At 59.4% G+C, this 24,301-nt stretch carries 26 protein-coding genes (1 of these 26 running past the window's edge); 16 read left to right on the forward strand and 10 right to left on the reverse strand.

Annotation, left to right across the window (positions count from 1 at the left end):
- On the reverse strand, nucleotides 1-749 hold the 5' portion of the coding sequence (locus AB4N42_RS02340; RefSeq protein ID WP_039593369.1) for an acyl-CoA dehydrogenase. 433 nt of this gene lie to the left of the window's left edge; 749 of the gene's 1,182 nt are visible here — the first part of the coding sequence; its start codon is at nucleotides 747-749; its stop codon lies off the left edge, out of view.
- Nucleotides 750-907: 158 nt separating this feature from the next.
- Here AB4N42_RS02340 and AB4N42_RS02345 point away from each other — a divergent pair, with 158 nt between their 5' ends.
- The 10 genes from AB4N42_RS02345 to AB4N42_RS02390 all read left to right on the forward strand — a co-directional run bounded on the left by AB4N42_RS02345 (nucleotide 908) and on the right by AB4N42_RS02390 (nucleotide 10,718).
- On the forward strand, nucleotides 908-1,804 hold the full coding sequence (locus AB4N42_RS02345) for a LysR family transcriptional regulator (protein ID WP_460115816.1): 897 nt from the start codon (nucleotides 908-910) through the stop codon (nucleotides 1,802-1,804).
- Between the two features lie 434 nt (nucleotides 1,805-2,238).
- A complete protein-coding gene (locus tag AB4N42_RS02350) occupies nucleotides 2,239-3,360 on the forward strand; it encodes a Re/Si-specific NAD(P)(+) transhydrogenase subunit alpha (protein WP_460115817.1) in 1,122 nt (373 codons plus the stop codon).
- 15 nt (nucleotides 3,361-3,375) lie between these two features.
- Nucleotides 3,376-3,699 carry an NAD(P) transhydrogenase subunit alpha part 2 gene (locus AB4N42_RS02355; RefSeq protein WP_003187010.1) on the forward strand — a complete coding sequence of 108 codons (324 nt, stop codon included), beginning with the start codon at nucleotides 3,376-3,378 and terminating at the stop codon, nucleotides 3,697-3,699.
- Nucleotides 3,699-5,135 (forward strand): NAD(P)(+) transhydrogenase (Re/Si-specific) subunit beta, encoded by a 1,437-nt coding sequence (locus AB4N42_RS02360; protein WP_030139190.1) that lies wholly within the window; start codon nucleotides 3,699-3,701, stop codon nucleotides 5,133-5,135. The genes AB4N42_RS02355 and AB4N42_RS02360 overlap by 1 nt, the downstream gene beginning before the upstream one ends.
- 199 nt (nucleotides 5,136-5,334) lie before the next feature.
- On the forward strand, nucleotides 5,335-6,828 hold the full coding sequence (locus tag AB4N42_RS02365) for an acetyl-CoA hydrolase/transferase family protein (RefSeq protein WP_198798160.1): 1,494 nt from the start codon (nucleotides 5,335-5,337) through the stop codon (nucleotides 6,826-6,828).
- 319 nt (nucleotides 6,829-7,147) lie between these two features.
- Nucleotides 7,148-7,363 (forward strand): DUF1127 domain-containing protein, encoded by a 216-nt coding sequence (locus tag AB4N42_RS02370; RefSeq protein ID WP_003187014.1) that lies wholly within the window; start codon nucleotides 7,148-7,150, stop codon nucleotides 7,361-7,363.
- 320 nt (nucleotides 7,364-7,683) lie between these two features.
- The gene (locus tag AB4N42_RS02375; protein WP_198798161.1) at nucleotides 7,684-8,001 is read left to right on the forward strand and encodes a DUF2388 domain-containing protein; all 318 of its coding nucleotides are present in this window, start codon (nucleotides 7,684-7,686) and stop codon (nucleotides 7,999-8,001) included.
- Nucleotides 8,002-8,107: 106 nt separating this feature from the next.
- Entirely contained in the window at nucleotides 8,108-8,413 is a 306-nt protein-coding gene (locus tag AB4N42_RS02380) for a DUF2388 domain-containing protein (protein ID WP_030139187.1), read from the forward strand.
- A gap of 26 nt (nucleotides 8,414-8,439) precedes the next feature.
- Nucleotides 8,440-8,760: a DUF2388 domain-containing protein gene (locus AB4N42_RS02385; RefSeq protein WP_003187020.1), complete on the forward strand. Its 321-nt coding sequence runs from the start codon at nucleotides 8,440-8,442 to the stop codon at nucleotides 8,758-8,760.
- Nucleotides 8,757-10,718 (forward strand): DUF7844 domain-containing protein, encoded by a 1,962-nt coding sequence (locus AB4N42_RS02390; protein ID WP_030139186.1) that lies wholly within the window; start codon nucleotides 8,757-8,759, stop codon nucleotides 10,716-10,718. Before AB4N42_RS02385 ends, AB4N42_RS02390 begins: the two co-directional genes overlap by 4 nt.
- 83 nt (nucleotides 10,719-10,801) lie before the next feature.
- Here the strand turns inward: AB4N42_RS02390 and trpA are convergent, their stop codons facing one another.
- Both trpA and trpB read right to left on the reverse strand, forming a co-directional pair.
- Entirely contained in the window at nucleotides 10,802-11,614 is an 813-nt protein-coding gene (trpA, locus tag AB4N42_RS02395) for a tryptophan synthase subunit alpha (RefSeq protein ID WP_258648638.1), read from the reverse strand.
- On the reverse strand, nucleotides 11,614-12,846 hold the full coding sequence (gene trpB / locus AB4N42_RS02400) for a tryptophan synthase subunit beta (protein ID WP_249876691.1): 1,233 nt from the start codon (nucleotides 12,844-12,846) through the stop codon (nucleotides 11,614-11,616). The genes trpA and trpB overlap by 1 nt, the downstream gene beginning before the upstream one ends.
- Before the next feature lie 111 nt (nucleotides 12,847-12,957).
- Here trpB and AB4N42_RS02405 point away from each other — a divergent pair, with 111 nt between their 5' ends.
- A complete protein-coding gene (locus tag AB4N42_RS02405; RefSeq protein ID WP_460115818.1) occupies nucleotides 12,958-13,851 on the forward strand; it encodes a LysR family transcriptional regulator in 894 nt (297 codons plus the stop codon).
- On the opposite strand, the gene AB4N42_RS02410 is transcribed toward AB4N42_RS02405, so the two are convergent.
- A complete protein-coding gene (locus AB4N42_RS02410; protein WP_030139182.1) occupies nucleotides 13,848-14,174 on the reverse strand; it encodes an ElaB/YgaM/YqjD family protein in 327 nt (108 codons plus the stop codon). The two genes, AB4N42_RS02405 and AB4N42_RS02410, sit on opposite strands and share 4 nt — an antisense overlap.
- Nucleotides 14,175-14,330: 156 nt before the next feature.
- Between AB4N42_RS02410 and AB4N42_RS02415 the strand changes: the two genes are divergently transcribed.
- Together AB4N42_RS02415 and AB4N42_RS02420 are read left to right on the forward strand one after the other, a co-directional pair.
- Nucleotides 14,331-14,546, forward strand: a complete 216-nt coding sequence (locus tag AB4N42_RS02415; RefSeq protein WP_003177209.1) for a dodecin — start codon at nucleotides 14,331-14,333, stop codon at nucleotides 14,544-14,546.
- A 113-nt stretch (nucleotides 14,547-14,659) separates the two neighbouring features.
- Nucleotides 14,660-14,881, forward strand: coding sequence for a DUF1161 domain-containing protein (locus AB4N42_RS02420; RefSeq protein WP_030139181.1), 222 nt, complete (start codon nucleotides 14,660-14,662; stop codon nucleotides 14,879-14,881).
- A 51-nt stretch (nucleotides 14,882-14,932) separates the two neighbouring features.
- Here AB4N42_RS02420 and AB4N42_RS02425 read toward each other — a convergent pair whose 3' ends face one another.
- Entirely contained in the window at nucleotides 14,933-15,934 is a 1,002-nt protein-coding gene (locus tag AB4N42_RS02425; RefSeq protein ID WP_198798165.1) for an LLM class flavin-dependent oxidoreductase, read from the reverse strand.
- Nucleotides 15,935-16,169: 235 nt separating this feature from the next.
- Here AB4N42_RS02425 and AB4N42_RS02430 point away from each other — a divergent pair, with 235 nt between their 5' ends.
- Nucleotides 16,170-16,601 carry an OsmC family protein gene (locus AB4N42_RS02430; protein ID WP_030139180.1) on the forward strand — a complete coding sequence of 144 codons (432 nt, stop codon included), beginning with the start codon at nucleotides 16,170-16,172 and terminating at the stop codon, nucleotides 16,599-16,601.
- Between the two features lie 139 nt (nucleotides 16,602-16,740).
- Nucleotides 16,741-16,974, forward strand: coding sequence for a DUF1161 domain-containing protein (locus AB4N42_RS02435; protein ID WP_030139179.1), 234 nt, complete (start codon nucleotides 16,741-16,743; stop codon nucleotides 16,972-16,974).
- A 6-nt stretch (nucleotides 16,975-16,980) separates the two neighbouring features.
- Here AB4N42_RS02435 and AB4N42_RS02440 read toward each other — a convergent pair whose 3' ends face one another.
- Nucleotides 16,981-17,406, reverse strand: coding sequence for a PA0061/PA0062 family lipoprotein (locus AB4N42_RS02440; RefSeq protein ID WP_030139178.1), 426 nt, complete (start codon nucleotides 17,404-17,406; stop codon nucleotides 16,981-16,983).
- A gap of 39 nt (nucleotides 17,407-17,445) precedes the next feature.
- Nucleotides 17,446-17,859 carry a PA0061/PA0062 family lipoprotein gene (locus tag AB4N42_RS02445; RefSeq protein WP_030139177.1) on the reverse strand — a complete coding sequence of 138 codons (414 nt, stop codon included), beginning with the start codon at nucleotides 17,857-17,859 and terminating at the stop codon, nucleotides 17,446-17,448.
- Between the two features lie 58 nt (nucleotides 17,860-17,917).
- On the opposite strand from AB4N42_RS02445, the gene AB4N42_RS02450 reads away from it, so the two are divergent.
- Nucleotides 17,918-19,009 carry an aminopeptidase gene (locus AB4N42_RS02450; RefSeq protein WP_460115819.1) on the forward strand — a complete coding sequence of 364 codons (1,092 nt, stop codon included), beginning with the start codon at nucleotides 17,918-17,920 and terminating at the stop codon, nucleotides 19,007-19,009.
- Between the two features lie 133 nt (nucleotides 19,010-19,142).
- Here AB4N42_RS02450 and AB4N42_RS02455 read toward each other — a convergent pair whose 3' ends face one another.
- From AB4N42_RS02455 to tssM, 3 genes are read right to left on the reverse strand one after another with little or no spacing between them, the layout of a single operon-like run.
- Entirely contained in the window at nucleotides 19,143-20,105 is a 963-nt protein-coding gene (locus AB4N42_RS02455; RefSeq protein ID WP_431146687.1) for a serine/threonine-protein kinase, read from the reverse strand.
- Entirely contained in the window at nucleotides 20,102-20,830 is a 729-nt protein-coding gene (locus AB4N42_RS02460; RefSeq protein WP_431146690.1) for a PP2C family protein-serine/threonine phosphatase, read from the reverse strand. The genes AB4N42_RS02455 and AB4N42_RS02460 overlap by 4 nt, the downstream gene beginning before the upstream one ends.
- Nucleotides 20,830-24,288 carry a type VI secretion system membrane subunit TssM gene (gene tssM / locus AB4N42_RS02465; protein ID WP_460115820.1) on the reverse strand — a complete coding sequence of 1,153 codons (3,459 nt, stop codon included), beginning with the start codon at nucleotides 24,286-24,288 and terminating at the stop codon, nucleotides 20,830-20,832. The genes AB4N42_RS02460 and tssM overlap by 1 nt, the downstream gene beginning before the upstream one ends.
- Nucleotides 24,289-24,301 lie beyond the last annotated feature (13 nt).

The following is a 24,301-nucleotide window of genomic DNA, read 5'->3' on the forward strand; positions in this document are numbered from 1 at the left end:
GAGTTCAGGCAGGTAAACGGACCCTTCAGGCCACGGACATCAGGAAAAATGTTTTCTTCTGGAACGAATACATTGTCCATGACGATTTCGCCGGTGATCGAGGCGCGCAGCCCGACCTTGCCATGAATAGCCGGCGCGCTCAGGCCCTTCCAGCCTTTCTCAAGAACGAAACCGCGAATATCACCAGCGTCGTCTTTGCCCCAGACCACGAATACATCAGCGATAGGACTGTTGGTGATCCACATTTTGCTGCCCGTCAGGCTGTAGCCACCTTCCACTTTGCGTGCACGAGTGATCATCGCACCTGGGTCCGAACCATGGTTTGGCTCGGTCAGACCAAAGCAGCCGATCCATTCACCCGATGCCAGCTTCGGCAAATACTTCTGCTTTTGCGCCTCGGTCCCGAATTCATTGATCGGCACCATGACCAGCGAGGACTGCACGCTCATCATCGAGCGATAGCCGGAATCGACGCGCTCCACTTCGCGAGCGATCAGACCGTAGCTCACATAGTTCAGCCCACTGCCGCCGTATTGCTCGGGAATGGTTGCTCCCAGAAGGCCTACCTCCCCCATCTCACGGAAAATCGCCGGGTCGGTCTTCTCATGACGGAACGCTTCCAATACCCGCGGCGCGAGCTTCTGCTGGGCGAACTGCTCGGCAGTGTCGCGAATCATGCGCTCTTCTTCGGTGAGCTGTTGATCCAGCAACAGTGGATCGATCCAGTTGAAGCTCGCTTTGCCGGCCATGAAAAAGTCCTCGCCAATGAATTTGAAAATCGTGGATTGAATCCTAGGCGCGGTTTCCTACAAGGGCAAACGAGGATTACGCACTCTGTTGTGCTAATTTCTCACTCCGTAAACGCCAAAAAGCCCGTTTATTCGCCTATTGAGTGAGACTTACGTACATGCGTCGTAAAATCCCCAGCACCGTCGCCTTGGTCAGTTTCGAATCTGCCGCGCGCCATGAAAGCTTCACTAAGGCAGCGCAAGAACTATCCCTTACCCAAGGCGCTATCTGCCGACAGATCGCTAGCCTGGAAGACTTTCTCAATGTGGAGCTTTTCAGGCGGTCGCGCCGCGGCGTCAAGCTGACCGAAGCAGGTCTCTCCTATAGCCGTCGCGTTGCCACGCAACTGGACGCCGTCGAGCGCGACACGCTTTCGGTCATGGGGCACACCGGTGCGAACGTCATCGAATTGGCCGTTGTGCCAACGTTTGGTACCCAATGGTTGCTGCCACGCCTCAAGGACTTCCAACAGCAGCACCCGGAAGTCACCGTCAACCTGACCAACCGCACGCGACCCTTTTTATTTGCCGACACGGAGTTTGACGCCGCTATCTATTTTGGCGATGCGGACTGGTCCGGCACCGAGTCCCACAAGCTGATGGGGGAAAATCCGATGCCGGTATGCAGCCCCACCTTACTGGCCGGGAGGAAAAATCTGACACCCGAGGCCGTTGCCGAACTGCCCCTGCTCCAGCAGACCACGCGCCCGTATGCGTGGCGCCAATGGTTCAACGCCCAGAACCTGAACATTGCGCGAGACCTGACAGGTCCGCGTTATGAACTATTCTCCATGCTCGCCCAGGCAGCCATGCACGACATGGGCGTTGCGCTGATTCCACCCTTCCTGATTCAGCGGGAGTTGGCCGAAAAACGGCTGGTCGTGGCCAATCGTAATGGGCTGTCGAGCATCAAGGCCTACTACCTGATGATTCCGGAGCGAAAGGTCGAATCCGCCTCTCTTCGAGCTTTTCGTGATTGGCTCGTGAAACAGGCAAACAACTATCTCATTGATTAATAATGAGAATTTTAAATCGAATTTAGGTAGTAAACTAACAGAGAACGCTACAGATATAAGTTTATGTCGCATTCAGTCAATCTGTTACAGGGAGCGTGCAGTAGGCTCCAAAGCGTGGAAATACATGGCTTTGAGCCATATCGCACAGCGCATCAGGGCTTATTCATCTGGCCGATGGGAAAAATTGCAAAATTGAACCGGAATTCTTGGAAAGCACGGCCTGCAAGGGGTTAAGCCCGATAATTGCGACATTCGGTCACAGGGTGACTTGTAGTTAATTTTCCGTCACCCGTCATAATCCCTTGAAGGGCTGAATTTTCGCCTGCAAAATGCCGCGCCCCGCCTGGTTTGGCGGGATCGTGCTGATCGGCCGCCCCAGCCGCGCCATCCGAAGTGCCTGGGTTTACTCAATAAGATCACGCAGGAGATTTGACGTGCACATTGGTGTTCCCCTCGAAACCCAACCGGGTGAAACACGGGTTGCTGCTACCCCGGAAACCATCAAGAAATTGATCGGCCAAGGCCATAAAGTCACCGTCCAAAGCGGCGCCGGTATCAAGGCCAGCGTTATCGACAGTGCCTATGAGGCGGTGGGTGCAACCATTGGCAGCGCCAGTGATGCATTCGGCGCCGAACTGATCCTCAAGGTGGTTGCCCCGAGCGACAGCGAGCTGACGCTGATCAAGAGCGGCACCGTGCTGGTGGGCATGCTCAATCCGTTCAACAACGAAACCATCTCCAAGCTGGCCGAACGTGGCATCACCGCTTTCGCCCTTGAGGCTGCGCCACGTACCTCCCGCGCCCAGAGCCTGGATGTGCTGTCGTCTCAAGCGAACATTGCCGGCTACAAGGCCGTGCTGCTGGCCGCGCATTACTATCCGCGCTTCATGCCAATGCTGATGACCGCTGCGGGCACCGTAAAAGCGGCGCGCGTGCTGATTCTTGGCGCGGGTGTGGCGGGTTTGCAGGCGATTGCCACAGCCAAGCGCCTGGGTGCAGTGATCGAGGCTTCGGACGTTCGTCCTGCGGTGAAGGAACAGATCGAATCCCTCGGCGCCAAGTTCGTCGACGTGCCTTACGAGACTGACGAAGAGCGTGAATGCGCTGTCGGTGTCGGTGGCTACGCCCGGCCCATGCCGGCCAGTTGGATGCAACGTCAGGCCCAGGCCGTGCACGAGCGCGCCAAGCAGGCTGACATTGTCATCACCACCGCGTTGATTCCAGGCCGCAAGGCACCGATGCTGCTAAGTGCTGAAACCGTCGCGCAGATGAAACCCGGCTCTGTGGTCATCGACCTCGCAGCGGCCCAGGGTGGCAACTGCCCGTTGACCGTGGCTGATCAAGTGGTTGTCGAGAACGGCGTCACCATCGTCGGCCCGACCAACCTGGCAGGCGAAGTCGCGGCCGATGCTTCGGCGCTGTACGCCCGTAACCTGCTGGACTTCCTGAAGCTGGTCTTCACCAAGGAAGGTCAGTTCGACGTGAACCTGGAAGACGACATCGTCGCCGCGTGCTTGATGTGCCGCGACGGCCAAGTCATCCGCAAAAACGCCTAAGCAGGGATTCAGACAATGGAAGAGCTTATCTCCCCCGGTATCTACAACCTGATCATCTTCGTGCTGGCGATTTATGTCGGTTACCACGTGGTCTGGAACGTAACACCCGCACTGCACACGCCGTTGATGGCGGTGACCAACGCCATTTCGGCCATCGTGATCGTCGGCGCCATGCTCGCCGCCGCGCTGACCGTAACGCCTCTGGGCAAGACCATGGGCACCCTCGCCGTGGCCCTGGCCGCGGTGAACGTGTTCGGTGGCTTCCTGGTAACGCGCCGCATGCTCGAGATGTTCAAGAAAAAAGCCCCGAAAGCCGTAAAAGAAGAGGCGCCCAAGTAATGAGCATGAACCTGGTAACGACGCTCTACCTGATCGCGTCGATCTGCTTCATCCAGGCCCTCAAAGGCCTTTCGCACCCGACCACCTCCCGCCGCGGCAACCTGTTCGGCATGCTCGGCATGGCGCTGGCGGTGCTCACCACTGTGGGCCTCATCTATAAGCTCGGTGCCGAGCTAGCCACCGCCGGCATCGGCTACGTCATTGTCGGCCTGCTGATCGGCGGCACCGCCGGCTCGATCATGGCCAAGCGCGTAGAGATGACCAAGATGCCGGAGCTGGTCGCCTTCATGCACAGCATGATCGGCCTGGCTGCCGTCTTCATTGCTATCGCTGCTGTTGTCGAGCCGCAATCCCTGGGCATCGTCAAACAACTCGGCGATTCGATTCCGGCCGGTAACCGCCTGGAGCTGTTCCTCGGCGCCGCCATTGGTGCAATTACCTTCTCCGGTTCGGTGATCGCCTTTGGCAAGCTCTCGGGCAAATACAAGTTCCGCCTGTTCCAGGGCGCACCGGTACAGTTTGGCGGCCAACACAAGCTCAACCTGATCCTGGGCCTGGCAACGCTGGGCCTGGGCCTGACCTTCATGTTCACCGGCAACCTCGGCGCGTTCGCCTTGATGCTGGCCCTGGCGTTTGTCCTGGGTGTGCTGATCATCATCCCGATCGGCGGTGCGGACATGCCGGTGGTGGTGTCGATGCTCAACAGCTACTCCGGCTGGGCCGCGGCGGGTATCGGCTTCTCGCTGAACAACTCGATGCTGATCATTGCCGGTTCGTTGGTGGGTTCGAGCGGCGCGATCCTCTCGTACATCATGTGCAAGGCGATGAACCGTTCGTTCTTCAACGTGTTGCTCGGTGGCTTCGGCAACACCGCCGATGCGGCTGGCCCGGCAGGCTCGAAAGAAGCCCGCCCGGTGAAATCAGGCTCGGCCGACGACGCGACCTTCCTGCTGACCAACGCCGACACAGTGATCATCGTGCCGGGCTATGGCTTGGCGGTGGCACGAGCGCAGCACGCGCTGAAAGAGCTGACCGAGAAGCTGACCCACCACGGCGTGACCGTGAAATACGCGATCCACCCGGTGGCCGGTCGCATGCCCGGGCACATGAACGTCCTGCTGGCCGAGGCCGAAGTGCCTTACGACCAGGTGTTCGAGATGGAAGACATCAACTCCGAGTTCGGCCAGGCCGACGTGGTACTCGTCCTGGGCGCCAACGACGTGGTCAACCCGGCGGCGAAGAACGATCCGAAGTCGCCGATTGCCGGCATGCCGATCCTCGAAGCCTTCAAGGCCAAGACCATCATCGTCAACAAGCGCTCGATGGCCAGCGGTTATGCCGGCCTGGATAACGAGCTGTTCTATCTCGACAAGACCATGATGGTCTTCGGCGACGCCAAGAAGGTCATTGAAGACATGGTCAAAGCCGTGGAATAAGTTACTGTGGTTTTTATCAAAACGCCCCGGCTTGTCGGGGCGTTTTGATTTGTATCAAGGCAAAACATTACCGATCCGGTAACAATGTTTTGCCTGAAACGCCCGTAATAGACGCCTTAAATGCGACTTTTGTAGCGGGTCGGGCTCGACGCGAATTCTCTAGACTGCGCATCCAGCTTCTTGCCCGAGATAACCATCCATGTACCGTGATCGCATCCGCCTGCCTTCGTTGTTGAATAAAGTGATGAGCGCTGCCGAAGCAGCCTTGCTGATTGAAGACGGCATGACCGTCGGCATGAGCGGCTTTACCCGCGCCGGAGAAGCGAAGGCAGTGCCTCATGCACTGGCTGAACGCGCGAAGGTCACTCCGCTGAAAATAAGCCTGATGACCGGCGCAAGCCTGGGCAACGATCTCGATAAGGAGCTCACCGAAGCGGGTGTGTTGGCGCGGCGCATGCCCTTCCAGGTGGACAGTACCCTGCGCAAGGCCATCAATGCCGGCGAGGTGATGTTCATTGACCAGCATCTTTCAGAAACCGTTGAACAGATGCGCAACGCCCAGCTCAAGCTGCCGGACATCGCCGTGATCGAAGCCGTGGCCATCACTGAACAAGGCCATATTGTGCCAACCACATCGGTAGGCAATTCGGCGAGCTTCGCGATTTTCGCCCGGCAAGTAATTGTCGAGATCAACCTGGCCCACAACCCTAACCTGGAAGGCCTGCACGACATCTATATACCGAGCTACCGTCCGACTCGCTTGCCGATTCCCCTGGTAAAGGTCGACGACCGAATCGGCAGCACTGCCATCCCGATTCCTCCGGAAAAAATCGCAGCAATTGTCATAACCCAGCAGGCAGATTCCCCTTCGACCGTATTGCCTCCGGATGATGACACCCAGGCGATTGCCAACCACCTGATCGACTTCTTCAAACAGGAAGTCGCGGCCGGACGCATGACCAACAAGCTCGGCCCCCTGCAGGCAGGTATCGGTAATATCGCCAACGCCGTGATGTGTGGGTTGATCGACTCCCCGTTCGAAGACTTGACCATGTACTCCGAGGTATTGCAGGACTCCACGTTCGACCTGATCGATGCCGGCAAACTGAGTTTCGCTTCTGGCAGCTCCATCACCCTGTCGGCTCGACGCAACGCGGACGTGTTCGGAAATCTGGAAAGGTACAAGGACAAATTGGTCCTGCGGCCGCAGGAAATATCCAACCATCCTGAGGTCGTGCGCCGCCTCGGCATCATTGGCATCAACACCGCGCTGGAGTTCGACCTGTATGGCAACGTCAACTCTACCCATGTGTGCGGCACACGGATGATGAACGGTATCGGCGGCTCGGGTGATTTCGCCCGTAATGCCCACCTGGCCATTTTTGTCACCAAGTCGATTGCAAAGGGAGGCGCCATCTCCAGTGTCGTGCCGATGGTCAGCCACGTGGACCATACCGAGCATGACGTCGACATCCTGGTGACCGAAATCGGCCTGGCCGACCTGCGGGGCCTGGCGCCAAGGGAGCGGGCCCGAGTGGTCATCGACAATTGCGTGCACCCAGCCTACCGCCAAGCGTTGAATGACTATTTCGAAGCCGCGTGTGCCTTGGGTGGGCATACCCCGCATATCTTGCGTGATGCACTGAGCTGGCACCTGAACCTTGAGGAAACGGGACGCATGTTGGCTGTTTGATACAGCTGGGTCAGTGCAGTCGTGAATACAGTTTTGCTTGCTCGCTGTCATCCGAGCTGTAACTGGAGAGAACTGTACTGCTGTACCGGTGTTTTCTTACAGTCTTTTCCTACAAAACACCCGCTCAAGCGTAAAAACGCACCAATATAGCGCGCACAGGTACAGTTGCCTCAATATCGACCAGTACACCGCTCTTTAACAGTTAACTGGTCTCTCACAATACAAGTGAACTGTATCTAGAGAGACTGGCCAAACGGGAGGATCATGGGCACCAGTCAAACCACTACCTAATCCCGCCACAAGCGGAAGGATGTCAACCATGGAACGTACACTCAGTTCCGAGCTGTTTTTCGAAGACAAAGCTGAAAAAAACCAGGCTTCCCTGCCTCTTCGCGTTATTGCCAACCTGATGTTGTGGCAGCGCCGCATTGCCAGCCGTCACCAACTGGCTCGTTTGGATTCGCGCCTGCTGGCTGATGCCGGTATCAGCGAAGCACAACGCTACGAAGAGCTGAGCAAGCCGTTCTGGCGCTAACTCAGCGTCGCTGGCCCTGACCCACCGGGTCCACCGCCAGCACTGAATTGAACAAACAAGACCCGTCGTGGGAAACCACGACGGGTCTTGTCGTTTCAGGGTCCTGATTTACAAGACAGCAACAGTTTTTATATTTTTAAAATCGACCAGTACAGTTCCAAGTAAGCGCTTGACGCTGAAGCGCCGCACGCTAAAGGACAATGCAAAGCTGCCAGCGAACCGTGTTCTGTCCTAATATCGAGGCGAACGTGGCGAAGCGAGCCAGTCTCCCCTTTCAGCTACATGCACCTGCATCACCCTCATACCCAAGGAGTCTCATCATGATCCGTCTTCGCCTGCTCAGCGCAGTTGCCCTGTTGGCCGTAGCCGCCCATTCCAATGCCAGCAGCTTTATCGTCACCACTGACTCCATCGTAGGTGCGCTCAAGGCCACATCCGACGTAACCTCCGATGCCACCTCATCGCTGCGAGACAACAAGATCGTCCAGGCCGCCCGAGACGACGCGGCAAGCTTCGTCGCCAGCAACGGCGCGATTCGCGGTGTGAAGCTGGAGAGCGCCCTCGATTACATCCGCCAGCAGGCACCGCAGCTCAACGCAACCGATGCACAGCTGGCCCAGGCCATCCTGGTCATCTGATGGAACATGAAACATCGGGCGCCAAAAGGTGCTCCGATGTTTCAACGCTGGCTCTGGCCCGCCGGTTTGCGCTAGCCTTCAGGCTCGCCATCAACCGTCGAGTCCCATGCGTTTTTACCAACATCTGTTCGTCTCGTTCTGTGTCGCTTCTTGCTGGACTGTCCCGGCCCATGCTTTCGACGTGTCCACCCAGCAATTGGTAGCCAGCGGCTATGCCACAAGCCTGGTGACCTCCGCGCCCTTCGACAATAAACTGGTCGCTGCCGCTCGCGATGACGCTGCGGCATTTGTGGCCAGTGACGGACAGTTGCGAAGTGCGCAGTTGGAGTCGGCCCTGGATTACCTGCGCCGGACCCAACCAAAACTTCACGTCAGCGACCTTGAACTGGCACAAGCAATTCTCGTCCAATAGTTATCTTCATTTTCCGGAGTCGTTCCATGCGTAGCCCGCTGATTGCTGCCGCCCTAGGCCTGCTGGTGTTGGCCGATGTGGCCCAGGCACATACCCTGGTAGCCACCAGTAACATCATTGTTCGCGCCTCCCAGCGCACGATCGATTTCACATCCGACACCACTACTTCCATCCGTGATTCGAAGATCGTCCGCGAAGCCCACGACGACGCGGCCAGCTTCGTCGCCAGCAACGGCGAAATTCGTGGTGCTCATCTCGAAGCCGCTTTCGACACTTTGCGTACCCGGGTACCGGAAGCCCGTGACGCCAGCGACCAGGTTCTCGCCGAAGCCATCCTCGCATTGTGAGGCGGCTCGCCGCCTGGCTGACGGCTGGGGTCATGCTGCTCATGGGCAGCAATGCCCAGGCCGGCCTGCAGCTACACCTCAATGGCGACGGGCTGAGCCCGGCGCAACAGCAGGCCAGCCAGGCGCTGCTCGATGAAGCCATGCAGGCCTTGCCGCCGCGCTTCATCGAGCGACTGGACCGGCGCATCGACGTCGGCTGGACCGACCAGATGCCCGCCAATGCCTACGGCCAGGCTTCGCTGGTGTCGCAACTGGATCTCAACCGAAACCTGCTGGACAGCCTCACCGACGGCAGCGCTGCCACGCAAAAGACCCAGCGTCCCCATGGCACGGTACGGCGGGAAATGCTCGCCACCGTCCTGCACGAATTGACCCATATCTATGACCGCTCGCGCCTATGGCCAAGTGCCGAGCGTGCGCTGATCCAACGCTGTACCCGACGCAACGACAGTGCCGGATTGATCGGCCTCCCGGATGAATGCCGGGGCCAGAATGGCCGTCGCTTCACGCTCAGCGATGATCCGCGCCTGCTTGATCTCGCGGGCTGGCCGCAATATGTCGGCCGGCGCGGTGAACGGGAACAGCACAACCGCCAGGTCGCCCGCAGCCCGGACCTCTACGAGACGAGCAGCCCCAAGGAATTCGTCGCGGTCAACATGGAGTACTTTCTCCTGGACCCGAGCTATGCCTGTCGGCGCCCCGCCCTGTATCGCTACTACCAGGAGCACTTCGGTTGGGCGCCGGCCGCCAAGGACAGCTGCGCCAAGTCGTTTGCGTTTCTCAACGCCGGCAACGATTTCGCCAAGACGCCTCTCGGCAAGGTGGATCCGGAACGCGTCTATGCCATCGACTACCTATTGGCCGAAGCCAACCAGAACTGGGTCAGCCGTTGGGGCCACAGCATGCTCCGGCTGGTGATCTGCGCGCCGGGCCGCCCACGCGGGCCGGACTGTCGATTGGATCTGGACCAACATCTGGTGCTGTCGTACCGCGCCTTCGTAGGCGACGTGCAACTGTCGAGTTGGGATGGACTGGTAGGAAAATACCCGTCGCGCCTGTTCGTACTGCCGTTGGCCCAGGTGATCGACGAGTACACCAAGACCGAACTGCGCAGCCTGGCGTCGGTGCCCCTCAAGCTGTCGCGTGTCGAGATCGAGGAAACGGTCGAGCATGCTGCTGAAATGCATTGGAGCTATGACGGCAACTATTACTTCCTGTCCAATAATTGCGCGGTGGAGAGCCTGAAGTTACTGCGCAGCGGCAGTAATAATGAACAACTCAAGGGCCTGGACAGCATCATGCCCAACGGCTTGCTGGAAGTGCTCAAGGGCCGTGGCCTGGCGGACACAAGTGTGCTGGATGATCCCAAGGAGGCCTTGCGCCTGGGTTACCGTTTCGACTCGTTCCGCGAGCGCTACCAGGCCATGTTCGACGTATTGAAAAAACGTCTGCCCATCCGACAACAAACCGTCGAAGACTGGCTCGCGCTGGACGCCGCCGAACGCCGCGTCTGGTTCGAGCAAGCCGATCTGCGCACCAGCGCTGCGTTGCTCCTGCTGGAACAGGCCAGCTTTCGTCGACAGTTGCTGCTGGCCCAGGATGAAGTCAAGCAGCGCTATCTCGGGGCCCGTGAACTTCAGAACGGCGGCATGGAGAGGGCTAACGCGACATTGCAACAGATCCTCGCCAACAGCGGCTTCCTGAGCCGTCCGGCCGAACTGCTGGGCAGCACTGGCTATGGCTTGCCACAGCCCAGCGAATGGCAGCGACTGGAATCGGAAAGCAGCCTGCGCCAGAAACAGCTTCAAACGCTGACCGGCGACCTGGACAAGGAAGTCCGCGCCCTGCTTGAGCCGAGCCGCGCCGCTGAAATTGCCGCGAGCGAGGCCAATGTGAAAGAAATCGGCGAACATTTGCGCAAGCTGCACAAGGCTGGAGGCGGCTTGGAGTTGCCCTGACCGCCGCATCTTCAAGCAATAAAAAAAGGGGCTCGGAAGCAAATTCCGAACCCCTTTTTCGTTACTGAAAGCCGAATCGGGTATCAGCTGAGACGCGCCTTGCGCACCCCATCAGCCAGAGCGGCACATAAGCTCAGCACCCCGTCGATCGCCTGTTCCGACGTATCGGCGCTGGCGATATGGTCGATCAGCGCAGAGCCGACCACTACCCCGTCAGCCAACCGCGCAATAGCCGCCGCCTGCTCCGGCGTGCGGATACCGAAACCGATGCTGATCGGCAAATCGGTATGTCGACGCAGACGCGCAACAGCTTCCTCCACATGTTCCAGCGTCGCGGCGCCAGCGCCGGTCACACCTGCTACCGACACGTAGTAGACGAAGCCGGAACTGCCGTTAAGCACAGTGGGCAGACGCACATCATCCGTGGTTGGTGTGGTCAGGCGGATAAAGTCCAGGCCAGCTGCCTGGGCCGGCTCGCACAGTTCGCTGTTGTGCTCAGGCGGCATGTCCACGACGATCAGGCCATCCACGCCGCAATCCAACGCTTCGCCGATGAAACGCTGCACCCCATAACGGTGGATCGGGTTGAAGTAACCCATCAGCACCAGCGGCGTCTCGGCATTGTCCTTACGGAACTCACGAACCATCTGCAGGGTTTTCGCCAGGTTCTGCTGGGCTCCCAGGGCGCGGATGTTCGCCAACTGGATCGCTGGGCCGTCGGCCATTGGATCAGTGAATGGCATGCCCAACTCGATGACATCGGCGCCTGCGCCAGGCAAGCCCTTGAGGATCGCCAGCGAGGTGTCGTAGTCCGGGTCGCCGGCCGTGACGAAAGTCACCAGGGCGGCACGGTTCTGTTCCTTGAGTTCGGCAAAACGGGTTTGCAGGCGGCTCATCAGTGTTTCTCCTGCTGGGACTGTTCCATGTGGTGCATCACGGTTTGCATGTCTTTATCGCCACGACCAGACAGGTTGACCACCATCAGGTGATCCTTGGGCAGGTTCGGCGCGCGCTTGAACACTTCGGCCAAGGCATGGGCGCTTTCCAGGGCAGGAATAATCCCTTCCAGGCGGCAGCATTTATGGAACGCTTCCAACGCTTCCGCGTCGGTGACCGAGGTGTATTGGACGCGGCCAATGTCATGCAACCACGCGTGTTCAGGGCCGATGCCGGGGTAATCGAGGCCGGCGGAGATCGAATGAGCGTCGATGATCTGGCCGTCTTCATCCTGCAACAGGAAGGTACGGTTACCGTGCAATACGCCTGGGACGCCGCCGTTCAGGCTCGCCGCGTGCTTGCCGGTTTCGATGCCGTAGCCCGCCGCTTCGACGCCAATGATTTCGACGCTCTTGTCATCCAGGAACGGATGGAATAGGCCCATGGCGTTGGAGCCACCACCGATGCACGCCACCAGGCTGTCCGGCAGGCGACCTTCCTGGGCTTGCAACTGATCGCGGGTTTCCTTGCCGATCACGGCTTGGAAATCGCGGACCATCGCTGGATAAGGGTGCGGCCCGGCCACGGTGCCGATCAGGTAGAACGTACTGTCGACATTCGTCACCCAGTCGCGTAGCGCTTCGTTCATCGCATCCTTGAGGGTACCGGTACCGGCGACCACCGGGATGACCTCGGCACCGAGCAGCTTCATGCGAAACACGTTGGCCTGCTGGCGTTCGATGTCGGTGGTGCCCATGTAGATAACGCAGTCCAGGCCGAAACGAGCCGCCACAGTGGCTGTCGCCACCCCGTGCATGCCGGCGCCGGTCTCGGCGATGATGCGTTTCTTGCCCATGCGCCGCGCCAGCAGGATCTGGCCGATGCAGTTGTTGATCTTGTGCGCGCCGGTGTGGTTCAGCTCTTCGCGCTTGAGATAGATTTTTGCGCCGCCACAGTATTCAGTCAGGCGTTCGGCAAAATACAGCGGGCTGGGACGACCGACATAATCCCGTTGGAAGTAGGCCAATTCCTCAATGAACGCAGGATCTTCCTTCGCCACTTCGTATTCACGGGCCAGATCAAGGATCAGCGGCATCAGCGTTTCCGCGACATAGCGGCCGCCGAACGCGCCAAACAGGCCGTTGGCATCAGGACCGCTGCGCAGGTTGAAGGGGGTCGTAGACTGGGTCATCGGGCGCTCCAGGCAAATGCGTAGAAAGACAATGAGGTCACTCTACCCCTGACATCCCGCCCTGAAAACCGATAAGATCGCCGCAACCTGTCAGGAAAACTCACAGATACCATGAGCCGCGACCTGCCCCCCCTCAACGCCTTGCGTGCCTTCGAAGCCACAGCTCGCCTGAACAGCGTAAGCCAGGCGGCAGAACAGCTCCACGTCACCCACGGTGCCGTCAGTCGTCAATTGAAGGCGCTGGAAGAACACTTGGGTGTCAGCTTGTTCAGCAAGGAGGGGCGAGGCCTGAAACTCACAGATGCAGGCGCGCGTCTGCGCGACGCCAGCACCGAAGCGTTCGAGCGCCTGCGCACCGTTTGCGCCGAACTGACGCAAAGCACGGCGGACGCCCCGTTCGTGCTGGGCTGTTCGGGAAGCTTGTTGGCGCGTTGGTTCATTCCTCGACTCGGCAGGTTGAATGCCGATCTGCCGGACCTGCGCCTGCACCTCTCAGCCGGCGAAGGCGACCTCGACCCGAGACGCCCTGGTCTGGATGCCCTGCTGGTATTCGCCGAACCGCCCTGGCCGGCCGACATGCAAGTATATGAACTGACCAGCGAGCGGATCGGCCCGGTGATTAGCCCGCGCTACGCCGAATTCACCCGTTTGTGCAACGCACCCGCCAGCGAATTGCTGGGCGAGCCGCTCTTGCATACAACCTCCCGCCCCCAGGCCTGGCCAACTTGGGCACGACAAAACGCCCTTGGACCCCAGGCGTTGAAATTCGGGCAAGGTTTCGAGCATTTGTATTATTTACTGGAAGCGGCCGTGGCCGGGCTCGGCGTGGCAATTGCCCCCGAGCCGCTGGTCGCAGAGGACCTGCGTGCCGGTCGCCTGGTCGCGCCGTGGGGTTTCAGTGAAACCTCGGCGCGGCTGGCGTTGTGGCTGCCCAAGCGCGCCGCGGACGGGCGCGCCCGGCAATTGGCGCAATGGCTCAGGCAAGAGCTGAACCCATCGAACTAGTCACCGCGCTTGCACAACAAGTAAGCGGCCAGCAGACCCAGCGCGCCAACTGCAACGCCGGCCGTGGTCCAAGGGTGTTCCTGAGCGTAGTCGCGCGTGGCGATCCCGGTTTCACGGGTTTTCACCTTGACCTCTTCATACGCATCGCTGAGCAGATGCCGGGAATGTTTCAGCGCATTTTCGGCGTTTGCCTTGAGCGACTTGAGGGTCCTACGCGACTCGTCCGACGCGTCGTCCTTCAGGCTTTCCAACGACTTGAGCAGACTCTCGATCTCCGCTTCCATGCTTTGCAACGAGGCTTTGCGTAACGAAGTGCTGGCCATGGTGGCTCTCTCCTGCAGTGGTTGAGTAGCGTGTGTGGATTGGGACTGCGGCCGTTTGGGAAAGTGCAGTAAATCTGAACTTTCCGAGCGTAAACGGCGCCACATGTAAGGCGAAAAATCGCTGCTAGGCTGTTACAGACAACCAAGGAGAACGTCATGAGTGATCACCACACGTACAAGAAAGTCGAGCTGGTCGGCTCGTCTCCCACCAGCATTGAAGACGCCATCAACAATGCCTTGGCCGAGGCCAGCAAAAGCCTCAAGCACCTGGAATGGTTTGAGGTCACCGAGACCCGCGGCCACATCGAAAATGGCCGGGCCGCGCACTTCCAGGTCACCATCAAGGTCGGATTCCGGATCGCCAATAGCTGAGCGCTTTGAACTTGCACACTGGCGGAGTGCCATAGGGAATGGCGATGCGCTATGGTTGGTGCGTCGCGCCTTTGCGATACCTCTCTATTTGATCCGACCAAGGAGTGCGAGCGATGAAGAAGTGGATGGTGGCCCTGGGTTTGCTGAGCCTTGCGGGTACCGCCTTTGCGGCCGGCAAACCGTGCGAAGAGCTGAAAAGCGAAATCGCGGCGAAGCTTGATGCCAAAGGTGTGTCGGGTTACACGCTGGAAATTGTCGAGAAAGGCGCAGCGGCGGACGGAAAAGTCGTCGGCACCTGTGAGGGCGGTTCGAAGGAAATCGTCTACAAGAAATAATTGCTGAATATCAAAGCCGACGCACCGCGTCGGCTTTTTTATGGCCGCGATTCAGCCTTTCATGACCTGCGCCAGCAGTTCATACGAGTGCAGGCGGTCAGCGTGTTCATACAGGTCGCTGGTGAAAATCAACTCATCGGCCTGAGTTTGCTCGATCAACACCTCCAACTTGGCGCGGATTTTCTGCGGGCTGCCAATCATGGCCAGGCCGAGGAAGTCGCCTACCGCTTCCTTTTCATGGGGCAACCACAGGCCATTCATGGTTTCCACTGGCGGGCGCTGCACCAGGCTCTGGCCGCGCATCAACGCCAGGATCCGCTGGTACACCGACGTCGCCAGGTAATCGGCTTGTTCGTCGGTATCCGCTGCGACCAGCGGTACGCCAAGCATGACGTAAGGCTTGTCCAGTACCGCCGATGGCTTGAAGTGGTTGCGATAGACACGAATCGCCTCATGCATGAAGCGCGGTGCGAAATGGGAGGCGAATGCGTAGGGCAAACCGCGTTCTCCCGCCAGTTGTGCACTGAACAGACTGGAACCCAACAGCCACACCGGTACATTCGTTCCCGTGCCGGGCATGGCGATGATGCGTTGGTCCGGGGTTCGCGGGCCGAGATAACGCATCAGTTCGGCCACGTCATCAGGGAAGTCATCGGCGCTGCCGGAGCGCTCGCGACGAAGGGCGCGTGCAGTCATCTGGTCCGAACCAGGCGCCCTGCCCAACCCGAGGTCGATCCGGCCCGGAAACAGGCTTTCCAGCGTGCCGAACTGTTCGGCGATCACCAACGGCGCGTGGTTCGGCAGCATGACCCCGCCGGAACCGACGCGGATGGTCGACGTGCCTCCCGCCAGGTAGCCCAGCAGAACCGCCGTCGCGGAGCTGGCGATGCCGTCCATGTTGTGGTGCTCGGCCACCCAGAAGCGGGTGTAGCCATACTTTTCCACGTGCTGCGCCAGATCCAGGGAGTTGCGCAAGGACTGGGCGGCATTGCCATCGGCACGGACGGGTACCAGGTCGAGGGTTGAAAACTTCACTTCGGACAGCTGTTTCATGGGCCGGCATCTCCAACGGCGTACGAACTTTCCTATGGGCGAAAGCCTGCCGTTTCTCTAGGTGTGTCCTAAGAATGTGGGCATATACCCGAGTTTCAATAGTAGCGAAGAATTTTCCTACTAAATTGGTCGACTAATCGGCCGGGTGAACTTTATCGACCGGTCTATCCTCACAATCCTGGCACTGAAAAATACCCAGGCGCGAACCCTCGCGCCGGATCATGAGGAGGCACATATGGCTATCGTCAAGAAAGCATCGGCTCACTGGGAAGGTGACCTGAAGACCGGCATCGGCTCCATCTCCACGGAAACCGGCGTGTTGCGCGAAGCGCCCTATGGTTTCAAGGCCCGTTTTGAAGGCGGCAAGGGCACCAACCCGGAAGAATTGATCGGCGCGGCCCATGCGGGCTGCTTCTCCATGGCGTTTTCGATGATCCTCGGCGACGCCGGGCTCAAGGCTGACAGCATCGACACCAACGCCGAAGTGACCCTGGACCAGGTCGATGGCGGCTTTGCGATCACCGCAATCAAGCTGATCCTCAAGGCCAAGATCCCCGGCGCCACCCAGGCGCAATTCGAAGAACTGAGCAACAAGGCCAAGGAAGGTTGCCCGGTTTCCAAGGTGCTCAACGCCAAGATCACCCTGGATGCGACGCTGGTAAGTTGATGGACCGAGAAGACCGCAGCCTCTGGAAGGCTGCGGTCTTCTTTGATTTGCGATCTATTTACCCGAAGGCAATTGTGATCGAATGCAAGTCTGCAGTTTCAGCGCACCGGCAGTGCGCGCTGTATCGAGGAGTTCGAGCATGAAACGGTTTGCCCTGGCAGTCATCGGTTGCGTATTGGCCACTTCGACCCTCGCGGCCCCCAAACCCTGCGAAGAACTCAAGACCGAGATCGAAGCCAAGATCCAGGCCCAGGGCGTCACGTCCTACACCCTGGAAATCGTCACCAACGACGAAGTCCACGACCAGAACATGGTGGTGGGCACCTGTGAGAACGGCACCAAGAAAATCATCTATCAGAAGAACGATCGCTAGGCAGCGCTACGGAACACAATTGATTTGCCGATCCTCAGCGACGATTTCGCGCTTGGCGTTATAGAGCCGGGCGCTGGCGGAAAACGCAATATTGCGCCCTTCCAAGCGATAACGTTGGCCGGCTTCAAAATGGTCGTAACGCACGAGCATGTAGCACAGTCGTTCTTGAGGCGCGCCCTGCATGCCCAGCCCACCGCCGACGAAAACCTCAAAGTCGAAGCGCACTTTCAGTTCATGGCTGCCCGGTGAAACCTGGAAAAATCGTCCGTCAGGGGATTTTTGACCATCCAGGCTTTCTGCCATCAGCAGCTTGCCGCCCGGCATCGGCGTGGCCAGATCGATCCACGCCATGTTCGGATCGACCTGCGGCAGCGGGCTCGAAGCACAACCGCTCATGGCAACAAGGGCCAGCCACAACATGTGTTTACGCATGGTGAATATCCTGGAGTCAGGTCTTGAGCATAGCGCTTATCAGCTTTGCTGGCAGCCGGCTGGCGTGCCTTGGCCCACCACTTTGCGCTGCTGGTCGTAAAGCTTGGCCCACGGACGGAAACCGATGCTGCCGGCTTGCAATTGGTAGCGCTGGCCCGCGTTGAAATCCTTGAATTTCACGTTCAACCGACAATCACGCCACAGCGGCTCGGCATTCGGGCCAATGTTGCCGGGCTCCACGGCAAATTGATAACGCACCGTCAGCTCGTGGCTACCCGGTTGAACTTCGAAGTACCGTCGATCGATGGACTGCTTGTCATCGACTTCCAGCGCTTGCAACGCCGTGTCCTGATGGTTTCCCAGGTCAATCCACGCTTGGGAGGGATCAGGATCGGGCAAACCGGCACAGCCGGTCAGCAGCAACAGGCCACTCGTCAGCATCAACACGCGCATAGCGAAGCTCCGGGCAGGCGAGATAGTCTGGAGGCAGACTTCCCAGGATGATTCCAAATTGATCAGGCAGCGTTCACGCCATCGGTTACTCGACCGTGTTTTCCGGATTTTGTTTCCAGCCCTCCTGCTTTTGTTACTCAACGGTTGTGCAAGCGTTGCTTATTACGGCCAGCTCGCCAGCGGACAACTAAGACTGCTACAAGCCCGCGAGCCGATCGACCGCGTCATCGCCGACCCCGCCCGCGATCCAAAACTGCGCGCGCACTTGAGCCAGGCACGCGAGGCCCGGGCGTTCGCCAGCGCACACCTGCACCTGCCCGATAACAACAGCTATCGCCTGTACGCGGACATCGGCCGCCCCTTTGTCGTCTGGAACGTCTTCGCCACCCCGGAATTTTCCCTGGCCCCGCAAAACCACTGTTTCCCCATCGCCGGTTGCGTGGCGTATCGCGGCTATTACAGCCAGGACGCCGCCCGAGGCGAGGCCGCGTTGCAGCAATTGCAGGGCATGGACGTGTCGATTGGTGGTGTAGAGGCCTACTCGACGCTGGGCTGGTTCAACGACCCGATCCTGAGTTCGATGCTGCACTGGGGCGACGAACGCCTGGCGACGCTGATCTTTCATGAACTGGCGCACCAGCGGTTCTACGTGAAGGACGACACGGCATTCAACGAATCCTTCGCCACCTTCGTCGAACAGGAAGGCACCCGCCAATGGCGCACCCATCGCGGGCTGGCGCCAGACAATGGCAACTCATTGCGCCAACGCGACCAGTTCATCCAACTGATCCTCGACACCCGCCAACGCCTGGAAACCCTCTACGCGCAACCCCTGCCGGCCGAGCAGATGCGCCAGCGCAAGGCCGCTGAATTCGAACGCCTGCGCAGCGACTACGAGCGAATGCGCGACAGCCAATGGGCGGGTGACAAGCGCTATGACGCCTGGGTCTATACGCCACTGAACAACGCCCGGCTATTGCCGTTCGGCCTGTATGACCAATGGGTGCCGGCGTTTGCGGCGTTGTTCAAGCGGGAAGGTGGGGATTGGGTTGCGTTTTATAGCGCAGTTGAAAAGCTCGGCCGATTGCTGGCTGATGAGCGCAAGGCAGCCTTGGAGGCATTGACTGCCCCCAAAATTGCTGACGATTGAACAGGTTTCATCGCGAGCAAGCCCCCGCACCAACCTTCAAAGCACCGCCGCTCCCCCTGTGGGAGCGAGCTTGCTCGCGATAGCGGCCCATCGAGCGACGCATATCCAACTGAAAGACAAACCCAACAGCCCTTCACCACCAAAAAGCTCCACCTACCCATGCGTCCCGCAACCTCGCAACACTGATCCCGCGCCGCGCCGGATCAAACGCCAACGCCTCACGCAACGCCAACCAGCAGCGCCGCGGCAGCTTTCTCGGTGCCTTGAGCTGGCGCTCCAACCCGATATCACGCGCCTGGTTCGACGGTAAACGTTGAAACGGATGTTTGCCGCACGCCAGTTCGTAGAGCACGCAAGCCAGGCTGTAGACGTCGGCGCGTGCGCAGGGCGGTGCGCCTTCGAGCAATTCGGGGGCGGCGTAGCCTGGGGTCCAAGCGTTGAGGCGGTGGCGATTCAACGAGGGCAAGCCGTTCAACGGGCCTATTTCAGCCAGGCCCAGGCCGAAATCGAACAAGCGCACACCGTCTTCACACACCATGATGTTGCTTGGCTTGATGTCACCGTGCAGCACGCCTCGGTCATGGGCATGGGCAATGGCATCGAGCAGCGGCACGGCTATCATTTTCAGCTCGGGCCAAGACAGACCGAGGGGCCGTTCGCAAAGTAACTTGTCCAGCGTCATGCCGCGCATGAGTTCCATGGTGATAAAGGCAAGCCGGTGAGTGGCGTCCACTTCGAAGGTGAACGGACGCAATACGTTTGGATGCAGCAAGCGTCGAGTCAGGGCGAACTCGCTGTAAAGCAACGTGCTCGCGTCCGGTGCCCCATCAAACGCCTCGCTGAGCATCTTCAGTGCAATGTACGGATCCGGATCACCGAATTGTTCAAGAAGCAGGTCTCGGGCCCGATATACGACGCCCATGCCGCCAGCTCCAAGCAAACGTTCCAGGCGATAGCGTCCCGCGAGTATCTTCGGCGTTTCGCCGGCACAAGATTGGCTCGGTTCCAGCGTAGGCGATGCATCGGTGGAGGCGAAACAGGTCCGATGACGCTCGCCGTCACGTGGGAGCGCTTGTGCCGATTCAGGGCTGCTCACGCGCCAATCACCACAGCCGTCAGGTTATCCCGCGCAGCGCCCCTCAAAACGCCCTCGAACAGACATTCGAGCACCTTGGCTGGGGACGACAGGCTCATGGCGTCGCCAAGGGTTTGGCTACCCAGATCCTGATAAACGCCATCGGTGCACAACAAGAATTTATCGCCACGCTGAACATCCAGTTCCAGTATTTCCAGCCTCAACTCTTGCGAAGCGCCTATCGCTCTCGTCAATGCTTTCGCGGCGGGATGAGCATTGGCCTCGTCGCGACTGAAGCGGCATTCAGCGACCAGTTGTTCGCGCAGCGAGTGATCCCTGGACAGTTGATATAAATGCCCACCGCGCCAGAGATAACAGCGGCTGTCGCCCGCCCAGACACACGCCGCACGGCGACCTTCCAGCAATAACGCCACCACCGTGCTGCCCAAGATGCCGAGCGGATTTGCCGCGGTGACGGTCAGTTCCTGGCTCAAGCGCCGATTGGTCCAACGCAGGCATTGGCGCACGGCGTCCAAGCGCGCGTCGAAGTCTCGATACAGGGGCAGTTCGGCGAGATTGGCGACAATCAATTGGCTGGCGATATCGCCGCCCGAATGACCGCCCATTCCATCCGCCACTGCCCATAACCCCCGTTTCGGGCATTCCAGGAGTGCATCCTCGTTCCGCTGACGAACCTTGCCAGTGTCCGTCCGCGCGGCACTACGCCAGTCGCAGGCATGATGCATCAGAGCTGCGCCGGCATTCTGAAAGTGCGCAGCGCCGTCATATCGAACGGGTTCGGTGTGCGCTGGCTCGTCAACAGGAAATTAGCCCGCAGCCCGCCAAGATCGGCCTTGAGCACACGCACATCCCGACCGGCCAGGTACTCGGCCTGCATCAAGTCGAACAGACGAAACAGTGACCACGGCCCGGTATTCTTTTCGATACCGACTCCCCGCCCACCGGCCATTCGCTCCAATAGCAGGGAGGTCCGGCCGCCCTGCGCGTCAGTGGGCCAAGTGAAGGCCAGCGGCTGTATAGGTCCGTGACGGTACTCCAGCGTCTTGTCGCCGAAACGAAATTCGGATCGGCTCACGGCCGGGTCGAGTGTGTAGGGCTCAAGCTTGAACTGAATCTGTGGCTCGGCTGGATTGTCGATGAAAAAACCCTGGCGGATCGTATGGGCCGCCGCCATTTGATCCAGATAGGTTCTGGACATCGGCAAGCTCTGGCCGTCGAGGCTACGTAGACGGTAGCTTCCTGGGGTACCGCTGACGAACGGGCGCATATAACTTTCGAAGAACCGGTCGACGATGCCCTGATCCTTGAAGAACTCGCGAAAATCATTGATCGCGACGTCACTGGCACTGTGTGCGCTGAATGGATACCGCTTGCTGATTGCCTTGCGGTAAAAACCGTACAACTCGCCCTGGTAGCGCTGGTTGAGGTGACGGTAGGAATCACTGAGTACGATGCGCCAGCCATCGTCGGCCAGCCCGTTGAACCACCCGTCGAATGGGCGCGGCAAACGAGCCGATGCGCTACGCAGGCTACCCAGTGCGTCTCGCTGGCCACTCATGCGACGCTTCGCCAGCTCGAATGCGGCTTGCTCCGGATCACTGGCCCGGGCCAGGGGCGCCAACTGCGCGTGGGTGTCTTCCAGCGCTTGCAAAGCCAAGGTCAGATCCACGGAGGGGCCGTTGTCAGGCTCAAGCAGGCGGTGCAACGGTTCGAAACGCCGTCGAAGGGATTTTTGCCCGGTATCCGGCAGTGAGGTTGCCAACGAGTCGGCGGTTTGTAGGGCCGCAGAGACAAGTTGCGTAATGGTGTTGTCGCTGTTTCCGGGCGTTTGCACCGGCTTGCCCATCGGTTCGACAAGGCCTTGGATGCGTGTGTGCTCACGTACCTGCACCAGCAATTGCAGAACCGGCGAATGGGCAGATGTCAGCCGCGCCAGTTGATCGGCCATCTCGCCTGCGCTGTGCGCCGTTTGCAGGGTGACCTGTCCGATCGCTTCGCTCCAACGGTCGGCATAATCACGGAAATAGAACTGTTCGAGCTCGATCAGAAGCTGGCGCATGTCTTTGCCGCTGAGGCTTGCGCCTTCGCCCAAGACCCAATTGTCCCGTAGCAACCCGCTGATCAGGCGGGTGCCTTGAGTTGAAAAATATTGCTCGTAACCCTGGCGGGTATAAAAACCTGGAATGACATGGTCAGTGCCGACCAGCAACGCCCCTTGGGGGCCAAGGTGTTGGTCGAGGCTGTATTTCGGCAAGTGGCTCGCCTGCTCCCGCAGCATCCGATAAACCACTGTAGCCAGGGACTCACTGCGCAACGCGCCCCGTGCCTGGGCCACCAGCGGCTGGTTGATTTCCAAGACAAAAGGCTGTTCCAACAGACGCTCGAAATGGTCCCTCAAGCCGTTTTGCACCGCCTCGTTACCGGGATAGCGCAGCGACCATTCTCGAGTAACCCAGTCCATGAGCCAAGGGTGATCGCGACGTTCGGGCTGGGCCAGCATCAAGTACGCGCGCAGGCTGTTGAGCAGATTTTCGCGCTCATTCAAGCGGCCGTGAATCTGCTCTTCCAACATTTGCGCAACCTGGGGTAGGAGCTGCGCCTTCAATTCGCGCTCATAAGCACCGAGCACTGCGGGACTGGCCGCCTCCCCTTGGTACAGACCAATGCGCTCGTACAGCGGCAGAGCCTTGGCGGGTGGAAAAACCTCTGTTGCGTTGAAACGGATATCAAGCGATTCGAGCATCGCGACAGGATCGTCATTTGCCACCCGCGCCGAACGGTGCTGCTCCCAACGTTGCGCCAACGTTCGCAGGTGTTCCAGGCGCTCGTGATTAGCCGAATAACCCTTTACCCACAACAATCCGAGCAGCCCAAGGGTAGCGAACGCGCCTAGGTAGATAGCCTGCCGCCACTCGATAGGGCGGCTCCGCTCGCGCTGACCGGGGCCCACCAAATCGGCCTCCGGGAACATGACTCGGGTAAACAGGTGATGAATGAATCGTCCGCTGCCCCTTTCACGTGGCGGCGATGTCTGTCCGCCTGCCAGACGAGATGACGCGGCAGCGCTGGTCAGATAGAACCCCCGCAGCGGACACGCCTCGCCCCTGAACGCCAGCTCGAACAGCAGGCACAGGTGAGGCCCGAGCTGCGCCAGTTGTTGTGGGAAATCCAGGATGAGGCCACGGCATTCACTGTCGCGCTCCTGATGCAAACGCAGGAGCAACTGGCTGTTGAGTCTCTGCAACAGCGCCTCGAACTCGCCACGCAACATGGCCATGTCGCAACCGCGCTGCGCCCCGCTGAAGCTCGCCCCCAACACCTGGTCGGCTTCCTCGCGCGTCAGCGAATCGAAGAACTCATTGAAGCCAGGAATGATATCCGCCTTGCTGAGCACCAGATAGATCGGCACGTTGGCGCGCAGTTGTCGTTGAATCTCCTGCACACGGCTACGAATCTGGCCGGCCAGGTCGATGACGTCTTCTTCACAACCCTGCAATAGAACTTCAGCCGGCACGGCCACCAGCACGCCATTGAGGGGACGACCCCGGCGGTCTCGACGCAGAAGGTCGAGCAAGACGCTCCAGGCGCTACCATCCACCTCTTTATCCGTCTGGGTCAGATAGCGACCGGCGGTGTCTATCAACACCGCTTGATCGGAACAATACCAGTCGCAATCACGGGTACCGGCCATGTCGAGCAGAGGCTTTCGCTCAACACCATCGAACGCAAATTCGACGCCTGAACGCTCTAGCAGGCTGGTCTTGCCGCTGGCGGTCGGGCCAATCAGCAGATACCAGGGCAAGTCCTTGAGACTGCGTTTCCCGCCACCGGAATAGACGCTTGAGGATGTTCCCAGCGCCCTCTTGAAGCGCGAGCGAATTTCTCGCCGTGCATCGTCGACCCTGGCCTGGCCAAGCGTGCGAGACGGGTCAGCATCGGGTTGGCTGGGTTTTTCTATCTTCCCGGACCGCTCGTTGAAGAAAACCATACCCAGGCCCCACGCCAGGAACAACAGGCTGATCGTCAACAAGCGTGCCGTCGGGGATGCCCAGAATTTATGATCGTCGATCGCCAGCAACGGCCCGAAAAACCAAACCAGCCCCCCGATACAAAGCGCACATAACAACGTCCAGGCCCAAGTCTGGCGCAGACAGGCCCCCACTTTTCTGAAAAGCGATTTCATGACACGTCCCTGT

It is taken from the genome of Pseudomonas sp. H2_D02 (genome assembly GCF_054677635.1).

Coding starts and splice junctions, on each gene's coding strand:
- tssM (WP_460115820.1), bottom strand. CDS start 24,288: ATGAAATCGCTTTTCAGAAAAGTGGGGGCCTGTCTGCGCCAGACTTGG.
- AB4N42_RS02365 (WP_198798160.1), top strand. CDS start 5,335: ATGTACCGTGATCGCATCCGCCTGCCTTCGTTGTTGAATAAAGTGATG.
- AB4N42_RS02345 (WP_460115816.1), top strand. CDS start 908: ATGCGTCGTAAAATCCCCAGCACCGTCGCCTTGGTCAGTTTCGAATCT.
- AB4N42_RS02435 (WP_030139179.1), top strand. CDS start 16,741: ATGAAACGGTTTGCCCTGGCAGTCATCGGTTGCGTATTGGCCACTTCG.
- AB4N42_RS02410 (WP_030139182.1), bottom strand. CDS start 14,174: ATGGCCAGCACTTCGTTACGCAAAGCCTCGTTGCAAAGCATGGAAGCG.
- AB4N42_RS02420 (WP_030139181.1), top strand. CDS start 14,660: ATGAAGAAGTGGATGGTGGCCCTGGGTTTGCTGAGCCTTGCGGGTACC.
- AB4N42_RS02460 (WP_431146690.1), bottom strand. CDS start 20,830: ATGCATCATGCCTGCGACTGGCGTAGTGCCGCGCGGACGGACACTGGC.
- AB4N42_RS02375 (WP_198798161.1), top strand. CDS start 7,684: ATGATCCGTCTTCGCCTGCTCAGCGCAGTTGCCCTGTTGGCCGTAGCC.
- AB4N42_RS02445 (WP_030139177.1), bottom strand. CDS start 17,859: ATGCGCGTGTTGATGCTGACGAGTGGCCTGTTGCTGCTGACCGGCTGT.
- trpB (WP_249876691.1), bottom strand. CDS start 12,846: ATGACCCAGTCTACGACCCCCTTCAACCTGCGCAGCGGTCCTGATGCC.
- AB4N42_RS02380 (WP_030139187.1), top strand. CDS start 8,108: ATGCGTTTTTACCAACATCTGTTCGTCTCGTTCTGTGTCGCTTCTTGC.
- AB4N42_RS02370 (WP_003187014.1), top strand. CDS start 7,148: ATGGAACGTACACTCAGTTCCGAGCTGTTTTTCGAAGACAAAGCTGAA.
- AB4N42_RS02405 (WP_460115818.1), top strand. CDS start 12,958: ATGAGCCGCGACCTGCCCCCCCTCAACGCCTTGCGTGCCTTCGAAGCC.
- AB4N42_RS02440 (WP_030139178.1), bottom strand. CDS start 17,406: ATGCGTAAACACATGTTGTGGCTGGCCCTTGTTGCCATGAGCGGTTGT.
- AB4N42_RS02415 (WP_003177209.1), top strand. CDS start 14,331: ATGAGTGATCACCACACGTACAAGAAAGTCGAGCTGGTCGGCTCGTCT.
- AB4N42_RS02430 (WP_030139180.1), top strand. CDS start 16,170: ATGGCTATCGTCAAGAAAGCATCGGCTCACTGGGAAGGTGACCTGAAG.
- AB4N42_RS02425 (WP_198798165.1), bottom strand. CDS start 15,934: ATGAAACAGCTGTCCGAAGTGAAGTTTTCAACCCTCGACCTGGTACCC.
- AB4N42_RS02385 (WP_003187020.1), top strand. CDS start 8,440: ATGCGTAGCCCGCTGATTGCTGCCGCCCTAGGCCTGCTGGTGTTGGCC.
- AB4N42_RS02355 (WP_003187010.1), top strand. CDS start 3,376: ATGGAAGAGCTTATCTCCCCCGGTATCTACAACCTGATCATCTTCGTG.
- trpA (WP_258648638.1), bottom strand. CDS start 11,614: ATGAGCCGCCTGCAAACCCGTTTTGCCGAACTCAAGGAACAGAACCGT.
- AB4N42_RS02360 (WP_030139190.1), top strand. CDS start 3,699: ATGAGCATGAACCTGGTAACGACGCTCTACCTGATCGCGTCGATCTGC.